We start from the raw sequence: 11,048 nt of genomic DNA on the forward strand, positions 1-11,048 counted from the left end.
CATACAGTATGCATAGCAGCTCAGACAGAGAGGGGAACTATCATGAATAAGAGCAGCACAAGTAAGAATATTTTAGTGGTATTAACATCACATGCAGATTTGGGCAATACAGGTGAGAAAACAGGTTTCTGGGTTGAAGAACTTGCTGCACCTTATTATGTATTTGTTGATGCTGGAATGACTGTTACGCTGGCATCACCTGCTGGTGGTAAGCCACCAATTGACCCTAAAAGTGCAGATGAGAGCATGCAGACGGATGCAACTCGTCGCTTTGATGCTGATGATGTCGTACAAAAAGCCCTAGAGACAACAGTTAAATTAACGGATGTTAAAGAACAAGACTTTGATGCGGTATTTTATCCTGGAGGCCACGGTCCATTATGGGATTTAACTGACAACACAACTTCAATTGATTTATTAGCTGCGTTTATTGCGAATAACAAACCAGTATCAGCTGTTTGTCATGCAAGTGCGGCGCTACTAAACGTTAAAACGCCTGAAGGTGAGTATGTAATTAAAGGAAAAGCGGTAACAGGATTTTCAAATACAGAAGAAGATGCTGTACAATTAACTGATATCGTACCTTTTTTATTAGAAGATGAGCTTGTAAAGCGTGGCGGAGACTATCAGAAAGTTGCTGATTGGACGCCATTTGCGGTACAAGATGGTTTAATCATCACAGGTCAAAACCCAGCGTCTTCAGCATTAGTCGCAGAAAAACTAATCGCACACGCTTAATACTAGGAAACAAATATGTTGAATTTTACGTTTCAAAACCCAACTCGCATTCACTTTGGTGATGATCAGATTAAAGCGATCAGCAAAGAAATCCCACTAGGCGCTAAAGTATTAGTGACTTATGGCGGTGGTTCAATTAAGTCAAATGGTGTATATGACCAAGTTGTAACGGCATTGTCTGAACATAACTGGGTTGAGTTTTCAGGTATCGAACCAAACCCAACTTATGACCAATTAATTAAAGCTGTCGATGTTATTAATGAGCATAATGTTGATTACATTCTTGCAGTTGGTGGTGGTTCTGTTGTTGATGGCAGTAAGTTTATTGCTGCTGCAGCTGTATTTGAAGGCGATGATGCTTGGGATATCCTAAGTAAATACGCACCAATTACTAAAGCATTACCATTGGGTGCAGTATTAACGTTACCTGCAACGGGTTCAGAGTCAAATGGTGGTGCTGTTATTACACGTGATGGCAGCAAGTTATCATTTGGTAGTCCATTAGTTCGTCCAACGTTTGCGATTTTAGATCCTGCAGTGAGCTTGAGCCTATCTGATCGTCAAATTAGTAATGGTGTTGTAGATGCATTTGTTCATATTATGGAACAGTACATGACATATAGCATCAACGCGAAAGTTCAAGATCGTTTTTCTGAAGGGCTATTGCTGACGCTGATCGAAGAAGGGCCAAAAGCATTAAAACCTGAGACTAAAGATGATTTAGAGATCCGCGGTAATATTATGTGGTCGGCAACGATGGCGTTAAACGGTCTTATTGGTGCTGGCGTACCGCATGATTGGGCAACACACATGATTGGTCATGAATTAACAGCTGCACACGGTGTTGATCATGCGCGTAGTTTATCAATCGTGTTACCTGCAGTAATGAAAGTACTACGTGAAGACAAGCGCAGTAAATTACTGCAATATGCTGAACGTGTTTGGAATATTACCGTTGCCGATGAAGATGAAAAAATCGATCAAGCGATAGCAAAAACAGAAGCATTTTTTAAAGCAATGGAAGTTCCGACAACGCTTACGGAGGCGGGTATTACGTCTACTGATATTGACAACTTAATTGCTAAATTAGAGAAACACGGTATGGTGGCACTAGGTGAACGTAAAAATATCACTTTGGAAGTAAGCCGTCAGATTTTAGAAGCTGCATTGTAAATACTTAGTATAGTTACTTTATTTAAATAGTTAACTAGCAGTAAATAACGTATTAATAGTAAAGGTTGGAATGATTATTCATTTCAGCCTTTTTTTTTATTACAAAATGACGATTAGTCATTTATTAGTCCCAGTGTCATACATTTTTAATTCAACGGTGTTATAACTCAATGATATTGTTATTATTAAATAATCTTATCGTGTTGTTATCGATATTTAAGGAAGAGTAATGGCTGATTTAGAATGGATGTTGGGTGTAATTATGTTATCGGGATTTTTATTTGCCGCTATCACGAGATTCAATTTGCACCGGTATTTACAGCAGAAAAAAATATTGACGAGCGTGGATAGGGAACAAGCCCAAGTGCAATTAAAAAACACAACGCCCGAAGTTATTTTAGATAATGGTGTTCATCAATTATTTAAATATGTTATTGCTGGCATGATTATTTTTCTATTTGGTAGCGCTACACTAGTCGATCACGGTGCTTTAAAAGCATTGGTCTCTTTATTTTTTGATTCGGTATAATGTCTTGTTGATTTAAGCGCTAACGATCGTAACCTGAATTCGTTGGTATTTGCCGTAATACTTGTCGCTGCTCTTTATCGTATTTTTTATGTAGCGCGGCAATAAGTTCCAGGTCTAACTTCGCATAGAACATATCTTCTTCGGCTTGGCCTTTCTGGCGCATCGCTTCGTTAAACACTGACATATTGATTTCCTCTAATAACCTGCATATTAATAATTTTAGTTGATTTTAGACAGAAGCGTTATTAGAGGTAGAGCTGATAATTGAACTATATTGATTAAGCCCCTTGTTTACTTTGTTTTAGAATCTTTAAAACGTCTAATAAAGATGCGCTTACAGTATGACCCAATGTTAAAACTTCAGCACTTGGTTGCACGAGATCTGGGATTTGAAATGTTTGCATATTAGCGCTTACGGCAGATAAAACGCCGTTATTTGAATCTTCAAAGGCTAAACATTGCTCCGGATGAATATTTAAACGACCTGCTGCAAGCAAGTAAATTTCTGGGTCGGGTTTGCCATTCTTAACTTCGCATCCTGTTGTCAAATTATCAAAAAAGTGGTCTAAGCCAGCAAGCTTTAATTTGATTGTTGCAACATCTTGTTGTGTTGACGTCGCAACCGCAGTAGGAATATTATTATTTTTTAACCAAGTGAGTAACTCAACAACACCGTCTTTAACTGGAATAGCTTGGTGTTTAACGACCGCGTTGTAACGTATACGCCATGCATCATGAAGTACTGGATAATCTAAATCACTGCCGTAACCCGCACGGATTACTTTTTCTATGCCTTGAGAATTACGACCGATAATATCGAGATAAACATTTTCTAAAAATGGAATCGATAATGATGCACATGCTTCTTCAAAGATCCCTTTGCAAACACGCTCTGTGTCGAGAAGAAGTCCATCCATATCAAAAATAGCTGCTTGGTAATTCACTTTATGTATCCTATATCGATGACAACTTATTTAATGAAATGAGTATAACAAATCTAATTGCGATAATTAAGTTCACATACTGTTTGTACTACCTATAAAGTATCGCTAATATCGTAATGGACTAGAACAATATTAACAATTTGAATGATAGGGAATTTATGAAAGGTTTAATGAGTGGTTTATGTTTGGCGCTCTTAGTTGCTGGTAATGTATCAGCAACTGAATCCAAACCAGTGGCGGTTGAAGTATTAGCTAAGTCGACAACGAGCTGGGACGGTTCTATGCTTCCGAGTTACCCAAAGGGTAAGCCGGAAGTCACGATCTTAAAAATTGATATTGCACCTGGTGTTAAGTTGCCTTTGCATGAGCATCCGGTGATTAATGCTGGTTATTTAGTGAGTGGTGAATTAACGGTTGTAACTCAAGACGGTGAGGTTTTGGAGCTTAAAGCAGGCGATACGCTTGTTGAAGTTATCAACAAATGGCATTACGGAATAAATAAAGGTGATGTACCAGCTGAAATTGTTGTTTTTTATGCTGGCGTTGAAGGGGAGCCTTTAACAATTAAGCATAAATAATTAAAGTTAAAGGCTAGGTTTTTTATCCTAGCCTTTTGATAAATTAATTTTTTATTATCTTGTTTTTTTAATGAAGGCTTCAAGCTAAGCATACATAGGAACAAGAACCATAGTACCTGCGATAACGGTAATTAGACCTGCTAATACGGGTACTGACGTTCGCTTAACAACTTCAAATGGACTGACTTTTCCCATACCACTTGTCGCTACAATTACACCCGCTACCGGAGACACAGTACGACCAAGGTTCGATGCTTGTAGCATCGGGATAATTAAGAACGCTGGGTTTAAGCCCATTTTACCGGCCAGTGTAGGAGCAAGTTCAACAAATGCATAGAAAGGGGCGTTGCCTGAGCCTGTTGCTATTGCTGCAGCTACAGTGAGACCTGTTAAAATGAGCATTAATGCAAATCCGCCTGCACCAGCTGCCTCCGCAAGGCCGATTAAATTATCAATAGCACCAATCGACATCAAGCCCTGTGCAAAGACACCTGCAGCAACTAATAGCATGACGACACCTTTAAAAGCATCTGCCATCCCTTCATAGCAAGACTCTAAGTCTTCTAAGGTTGCCTTCCCATCTAACCGTTTAGTGATAAAGTCGATAACAGCACTAATGAAAATGGAAAAAACTACGATAGTGTAGATATCAAGTTCTAGACCTTTAATTGTTGAGCCATTAAATACAAAAACACCTATGATAGGTAGGAATGGTAAGATGGAATAATAACCCGGCGCAGTTACTGTTATTTCTGATATGTCAGTTTTTACCATTGGCGTGTTTTCTTTTTTGTCTAAATAACGATTCCAGAAAAATGCCGCAGCTGCCATCACTAGGATGGCACAAATTGATACGGGTAGTACGGTTTCAACAGAAAACACATGTAGTGGTAATCCTGATTTTTCTGCGGCAACAACAACATCGCCAGATGTTGGTGACAAAATAATAGCAGCAGGCGATGCACAAACAGCAACTGCGGCTGGTCTTGATATCCCCATTGCAGTCATCATTGGGAATAAAGTGGCCATGAGCAATACGCCAAGTCCAGTTGCAGAGCTTACCGCTAGTGACATTAAGCAAGCCACAATATAAGCAGCAACAAGTAGGGTATAAGGTGATTTGATAAACGATAGGGGTTTTGAAAACTGTTTAACAACAACATTGTTCGCATCAATCTTAGTCATGTAAGCTGCAAAACCACATAACAACATGATTTGCATGCCTAAGCCGCCTCCACGATATTGCAGCATATATTTAACAAATTCTAATGAGTCTGTAATGGTATTCCCTGTGCTTGTTATACTTGAAGGGAGAATTGTCTTGCCAAGTAAGCCTGTTATGATAAGTAGTGTAATACCAGCTGTGAGTAATACTCCCGTTGCCTTGTATTCTTTGACGATGAAGTAACCGACACCGACAGTCACGATTAAACCAATGAATAACTCTAACATTGAAACCTCTTTATTGTATTCAAATGCGTAATTAACATTATTTTAACCTTTGAAATAATGTTTCCTTTGCAGCTGAATGTACCTATAAAGAGATGTCATCGCGATAGCTAACACCACTATTCATGATCTAAATCAGGGTTTAATAAACTCTCAAAGGATAGTTTGAGCCAGATCAATTCGTTGATTTTACAGACTCATTAGCTTCGGTTAAAATTAGTGCATTAATCAAATAGGCTATATGGAATAAACATGACTAAAGCTAAAATCGGTATTGTGACAGTAAGTGATAGAGCCAGTGCTGGCATATATGAAGATCTTTCTGGTAAAGCCATTATCTCTGTATTGAATGAGTACCTGACTTCTGAGTGGGAACCTGTTTATGAAGTTATTCCAGATGAGCAAGATGTGATTGAAGCAACATTGATCAAAATGGCCGATGAGCAAAACTGCAGTTTGATTGTTACTACAGGTGGCACAGGCCCTGCTAAGCGTGACGTAACGCCAGAAGCGACAGAAGCTGTTTGTGATCGCATGATGCCAGGATTTGGCGAGTTAATGCGTGCAGAATCGCTAAAATTTGTTCCAACTGCAATTCTTTCTCGTCAAACGGCAGGATTACGTGCAGATTCATTAATCGTTAACTTGCCGGGTAAACCAAAATCAATCCGGGAATGTTTAGATGCTGTATTTCCAGCGATCCCTTATTGTATTGATTTGATGGATGGCCCTTTTCTTGAATGTGATGAGTCGGTGGTTAAACCGTTCCGCCCAAAAGCGAAATAATAGACCATTTATTCCATCTCCCAATGAAAGTCGACGATTAGCTGTCGCTAATCACCTGTAATGTTTTTTAGTGTAAGGGGTTTAGCTTTTTTGCATCTTGAACTAATTTTGTAGTGATACCAATCATAATAAATAGAGGATCACTTCATGGCCGCAAATCCATCTACTCAATATTTAAAGATAAAACAAAGACACCCACAGTTGATTAGCGCTGTCGAATCTCTTGGTAAAGTGGCAAAACAGGAAGGACCGATAGATGAAAAAACCGCACAGTTAATTCAATTAGCTGCCGCTGCAGCCATTCGTTCTGAAGGTGCTGTTCATAGCCATGCCAAAAGAGCGCTTGAAGCTGGCGCAAGCGTTGATGAAATTCGCCATGCATTACTGCTGCTCACAAGCACATTGGGTTTTCCCTGCGTCATGGCTGCAATGAGTTGGGCAGATGAAAAGTTATAGTCTAAACCTATAGATTACGCATTACCTTGTGAATGACATTATCTACATCAATTTTAATATGTTGTGATGCGTCTTGGGCATAGGCGTTGATATTTTTGTATAGCTCACCAATCATTGTTATTCCGCTGCATTGAATCGTGAGGACTATATTGGCGGTGATGATGTCTATCACCGCTTGTTCATCAGAATTTGATTTAAGTGCATCGATCTCTTGTTGCCAGTTTGATTGACCTTTTATTTTAGCTAATGTACTTTCTGAACTTGTTAATAACGTGCCGCAAATCCTCATGACTTAAAGTTCCTCTGGTAGTTGATAGGAATTATTTAGCGTGTTTTTAATGTCTTAATTTACCTTGCCTAGCATGTTCATGATGATAACCACTACCAGATTTATGAAAACCACAACTGATAATTGTTGGTTGTACTAATCCAATTAAATCCGTTGTTTTCATTTTAATGGTTTCAGCATGATCGCCAGCATTAAAACTTACTTCCTCTTGTTTCACTAGTTCTTCTGACATATAAACAGGCATGTTAAACAAGTGACCAAATGGAGGCATTGCACCTGTTTCACAATCAGGAAACATACTACTGAACTGGTGTTCATAGGCTAAGTTAACGTAACGAGCACCAATAGAAAAAGCAATATTATCGAAGTCAATGAGGTAAGGGGCGGGCATAACAATCATAACAAGCTTAGTATCAGCTGTTATTATGACAGTTTTAGCAAAAGACATACCGTTAGTCTTGCTAAATTCAGCAACATGCTGAGCAGTATAGCCAGGTGGGTGATGATCACTTTGGTAGTTTATATAAGCCTGATCTAAATAATGGGTGATTTTTCGCATGAGCATAATCAACCTCCCTAGCGGTTAATGCGCTAATACATTTATCAAGAATGTTTAGGAGCTTTAATTATAGTTGTTAATTATTTTAATGACGGGTTACGAGATAAGCTCAGTAAAAGAAATCATGACGTTTTGGCCGGTGGGTGGTGAATAGAAAAAGGGTAAAATGTATAAACATTTTACCCTTTAGTATTTACATATTTAACTTAGGCAATAAGTGCGTTAATGCTTAACGTTTGTTACTGCGTTTAGCTTGCTGGCCTTGACCGCCTTTATTTGCTGACTTGTTAGCGCTTGGACGGCTGCCTGATGGTTTCTTGAATCCACCACCTTTGACACTGCCATTCGCATTTTTACTGCCGTTGGTGCTGCTATTGCCACCTACAGTGGTTTTTTTACGGTTAGGTTTGTTACCGCCTTTATTACCGTTTTCGTTAATGCCAACACCTTCTTGTGGCGCTAGACCTGTGTGTTTAGTTAACGCATTAGTGAACTGCTTAGTACCTGGTTGAGCACGTTGCTGTTTAACACCTTTATTACTGGTACTCGGCTTGCTCTTACTGTTCGCGCCACCTTTACCTAAGTGTGGTTTCGCCTTCGCTTGTATTGCTTGTTTTTCAGCTAAGCTTTCTGGTGGTACCAAGTGTTTTGGACCGCGACCAATCAGATGACGGTTACCTGTTTTAAGCAGGTACTCGCGAATTTGTGGCCAGTTAGCTGGATCGTGATAGCGTAAAAGCGCTTTGTGCAGACGACGTTGACGGGCACCTTTAGGCACAACGACTTTTTCATCTGTTTCACGTACTTTATGTAATGAGTTAAGCTCTGTGTGATACACGGCTGTTGCATTAGCAAGTGGTGAAGGGTAGAAGTTTTGTACTTGATCAAGCTTAAACTTATACTGTTTTAACCATAGGGCTAAAGTAAGCATGTCTTTGTCATTAGTCCCTGGGTGTGCAGAGATAAAGTAAGGAATAAGGTATTGTTTCTTGCCCGCTTCAGCAGAGAAACGATCAAACATTTCTTTAAACTTATCGTACGTGCCCATACCTGGCTTCATCATGATATCAAGTGGTGACTTTTCGGTATGTTCAGGTGCAATTTTCAAGTAACCACCGACGTGATGTTCTACTAATTCTTTCACGTAACGAGGATCTTCAATCGCTAAATCATAACGTACACCTGATGCAATCAAGATCTTCTTAATCCCCGGAACTTTACGTGCGCGACGGTAGAGATCGATTGTAGGTGTATGGTCTGTGTCCATGTGCTTACAAATGGTTGGGAAGATACACGAAAGGCGACGACAAGTTGCTTCCGCTTTTGCACTCATACAGCCAAGCTTATACATGTTTGCTGTTGGTCCACCAAGGTCGGAGATAACACCAGTAAAACCAGGTACTTTATCGCGAATGGCTTCCATTTCTTTTACGATAGAATCTTCTGAACGGCTTTGAATTACGCGACCTTCATGTTCGGTAATTGAACAGAAAGAACAACCGCCAAAACAACCGCGCATGATATTAATCGATGTTTTGATCATGTCATAAGCAGGGATCTTTTCGTTGCCATAGCTTGGATGTGGAACTCGGGCATATTCTAAATCGAATACACCGTCCATTTCACCCTCTGCAAGCGGTGTCGCAGGCGGATTTAACCATACTTCACGTGCGCCGTGTTTTTGGATCAAAGCCCGTGATGAAATAGGATTAGTTTCTAGATGAAATACACGCGATGTATGCGCATATAACATTTTATCTTTTTTTACCGTTTCCATGTCTGGTAGTCGAATATAGGTTTCGTGCCAAGGCATTTGCTTAGGCGCTTGCATCACGATAGGTTTCGCTACATCCGCATCAGAATTATCAATGACTTCTTCTTTATCTTGTTTTGAACAAGTTTCATCAATTTCTGTGTACGGACTTATAATCGGTTCAATTTTACCTGGGGTATCTAATGTACGAGAGTCAATACCTTTCCAAGTCGGTAGTGGTTCTTTTAACATAACCGCTGTACCACGAACATCTTGAATGTCTTTAATTGATTCGCCACTTGCAAGACGATGTGCAACTTGGATTAATGGGCGTTCTGCATTACCGTAAATCAGCATATCGGCTTTCGAATCAGGTAATACTGACCCACGTACTTTGTCTGACCAATAATCATAGTGCGCAATACGACGTAAACTGGCTTCGATACCACCAATCACAACGGGTACATCTTTAAATGCTTGCTTACAACGCTGGGTATACACTAATACGGCACGATCAGGACGTTTACCGCCGATATCACCTGCTGTATAAGCATCATCATGACGTAACTTAAGATCAGATGTATAGCGGTTGATCATCGAGTCCATGTTGCCCGATGTAACACCGAAGAAAAGATTTGGACGACCTAATTCTTTAAACGGTTCTGCACTTTCCCAGTCGGGTTGAGAGATGATGCCGACACGAAAGCCTTGTGCTTCTAAGGTTCTGCCAATAATAGCCATACCAAAACTTGGGTGATCGACATACGCGTCACCTGTAACGACAATCACGTCACAGCTATCCCAACCGAGCTTGTCCATCTCTGCACGTGTCATTGGCAAAAATGGTGCGGGTTTTGTCACCCGATTCTGAAATTTTGGATATGAAAAAAGATTTTTGGCAGTTTGCATAAAGTACTCTTGGGTATTAATTTTAGTGCGCAAAGTTAATTGCGAAGGCTATTTTCACGGCTGGAATAAATACAACAAAGGAAAGCCAGCCGTTACTGAGGGCGGATTATAGCCACTTACAACGCCTTTTGCGATTAAAAGCAGCAATAAATATTTAGCTTGCTTGTAACAAGTTGAAAAACTGAGTCAAATTATTTGCTTCATAATCGGCTTTGTAATCTATATTCGTCACAACTTGCTCAGAACCTGACAGCCAAACCGTAGTCATACCAAGGGTTTTGGCTGGTTTTAGGTTGCGAAGTTGGTCATCAAAGAAGACCGTGTTATGGCGATCAATCGCGTGTGTATCACAAAGTGTTTGATAGCTTGAATTGTGTGGTTTTAGCTCATAATTTGCATCTTCTAATGAAAAAATATCATCAAAGCAGTCGATTAACGCTAATTCTTTTAGAATTTTAGTCGCGTAATGTTTTGGTGAGTTCGTATAAATTATTTTACGGCCAGCCAGTTGGTCGATTTGTAATCCTAAATTGGGCTGTGCTTTCAGCGTCGTCATATTAATGTCGTGGCAATAATGGATGAAATCATCACGATTCACATGATGGTGTTTGATTAGCCCTTTTACTGTACCGCCATATTGTCTGTAATATTGGTTAGATAAAAGTGTGGCCTCAGGAAGTGGTAGAGACAGTGCGTCAGCTATAAACCGGTGCATTCGTGATTCGACCTGCTTTAATATGCCTAACGAAGGGCAATAAAGCGTGTCATCAAGATCGAACAAGTAAGTATTGGCTTGGTTAATTTTCTGCATATTACTCTTCTCAAATTTTACGCTGCTCAATGCATTAATCGTGGATTTTGTGTGTTGATGATAAATCTGAATGA

General features: G+C 39.7%; 13 protein-coding genes. 6 read left to right on the forward strand and 7 right to left on the reverse strand.

Annotation, left to right across the window (positions count from 1 at the left end; translation table 11 throughout):
- The first annotated feature begins 42 nt into the window (after window positions 1–42).
- The 3 genes from HWV03_RS10490 to HWV03_RS10500 all read left to right on the forward strand — a co-directional run bounded on the left by HWV03_RS10490 (window position 43) and on the right by HWV03_RS10500 (window position 2,440).
- Window positions 43–738 (forward strand): type 1 glutamine amidotransferase domain-containing protein, encoded by a 696-nt coding sequence (locus HWV03_RS10490; protein WP_211679651.1) that lies wholly within the window; start codon window positions 43–45, stop codon window positions 736–738.
- Window positions 739–753: 15 nt separating this feature from the next.
- Window positions 754–1,911 carry an iron-containing alcohol dehydrogenase gene (locus HWV03_RS10495; protein WP_211679652.1) on the forward strand — a complete coding sequence of 386 codons (1,158 nt, stop codon included), beginning with the start codon at window positions 754–756 and terminating at the stop codon, window positions 1,909–1,911.
- A gap of 229 nt (window positions 1,912–2,140) precedes the next feature.
- Window positions 2,141–2,440, forward strand: a complete 300-nt coding sequence (locus tag HWV03_RS10500; protein ID WP_211679653.1) for a hypothetical protein — start codon at window positions 2,141–2,143, stop codon at window positions 2,438–2,440.
- A gap of 19 nt (window positions 2,441–2,459) precedes the next feature.
- Here the strand turns inward: HWV03_RS10500 and HWV03_RS10505 are convergent, their stop codons facing one another.
- Window positions 2,460–2,624 carry a hypothetical protein gene (locus HWV03_RS10505; protein ID WP_211679654.1) on the reverse strand — a complete coding sequence of 55 codons (165 nt, stop codon included), beginning with the start codon at window positions 2,622–2,624 and terminating at the stop codon, window positions 2,460–2,462.
- A gap of 94 nt (window positions 2,625–2,718) precedes the next feature.
- Entirely contained in the window at window positions 2,719–3,384 is a 666-nt protein-coding gene (locus HWV03_RS10510) for an HAD family hydrolase (protein ID WP_211679655.1), read from the reverse strand.
- Between the two features lie 158 nt (window positions 3,385–3,542).
- Between HWV03_RS10510 and HWV03_RS10515 the strand changes: the two genes are divergently transcribed.
- Window positions 3,543–3,962, forward strand: a complete 420-nt coding sequence (locus tag HWV03_RS10515; RefSeq protein ID WP_211679656.1) for a cupin domain-containing protein — start codon at window positions 3,543–3,545, stop codon at window positions 3,960–3,962.
- 84 nt (window positions 3,963–4,046) lie between these two features.
- Here the strand turns inward: HWV03_RS10515 and dcuC are convergent, their stop codons facing one another.
- Window positions 4,047–5,414, reverse strand: a complete 1,368-nt coding sequence (gene dcuC / locus HWV03_RS10520) for an anaerobic C4-dicarboxylate transporter DcuC (RefSeq protein WP_211679657.1) — start codon at window positions 5,412–5,414, stop codon at window positions 4,047–4,049.
- 249 nt (window positions 5,415–5,663) lie between these two features.
- Here dcuC and mog point away from each other — a divergent pair, with 249 nt between their 5' ends.
- Both mog and HWV03_RS10530 read left to right on the forward strand, forming a co-directional pair.
- On the forward strand, window positions 5,664–6,197 hold the full coding sequence (mog, locus tag HWV03_RS10525; RefSeq protein WP_211679658.1) for a molybdopterin adenylyltransferase: 534 nt from the start codon (window positions 5,664–5,666) through the stop codon (window positions 6,195–6,197).
- A gap of 147 nt (window positions 6,198–6,344) precedes the next feature.
- Window positions 6,345–6,653, forward strand: a complete 309-nt coding sequence (locus HWV03_RS10530; protein WP_211679659.1) for a carboxymuconolactone decarboxylase family protein — start codon at window positions 6,345–6,347, stop codon at window positions 6,651–6,653.
- Window positions 6,654–6,660: 7 nt separating this feature from the next.
- Here HWV03_RS10530 and HWV03_RS10535 read toward each other — a convergent pair whose 3' ends face one another.
- From HWV03_RS10535 to HWV03_RS10550, 4 genes are all read right to left on the reverse strand, one after another.
- Complete coding sequence (locus HWV03_RS10535; protein WP_211675332.1) at window positions 6,661–6,942, reverse strand: hypothetical protein; 282 nt, start codon at window positions 6,940–6,942, stop codon at window positions 6,661–6,663.
- A 46-nt stretch (window positions 6,943–6,988) separates the two neighbouring features.
- Window positions 6,989–7,507 (reverse strand): aminoacyl-tRNA deacylase, encoded by a 519-nt coding sequence (locus HWV03_RS10540; protein WP_255547159.1) that lies wholly within the window; start codon window positions 7,505–7,507, stop codon window positions 6,989–6,991.
- A gap of 223 nt (window positions 7,508–7,730) precedes the next feature.
- Window positions 7,731–10,163, reverse strand: a complete 2,433-nt coding sequence (locus HWV03_RS10545) for a YgiQ family radical SAM protein (RefSeq protein ID WP_211679660.1) — start codon at window positions 10,161–10,163, stop codon at window positions 7,731–7,733.
- 154 nt (window positions 10,164–10,317) lie between these two features.
- Entirely contained in the window at window positions 10,318–10,974 is a 657-nt protein-coding gene (locus tag HWV03_RS10550) for a pyrimidine 5'-nucleotidase (protein ID WP_211679661.1), read from the reverse strand.
- Window positions 10,975–11,048 lie beyond the last annotated feature (74 nt).

Source organism: Moritella sp. 36 (genome assembly GCF_018219415.1).
Classification (GTDB): domain Bacteria; phylum Pseudomonadota; class Gammaproteobacteria; order Enterobacterales; family Moritellaceae; genus Moritella.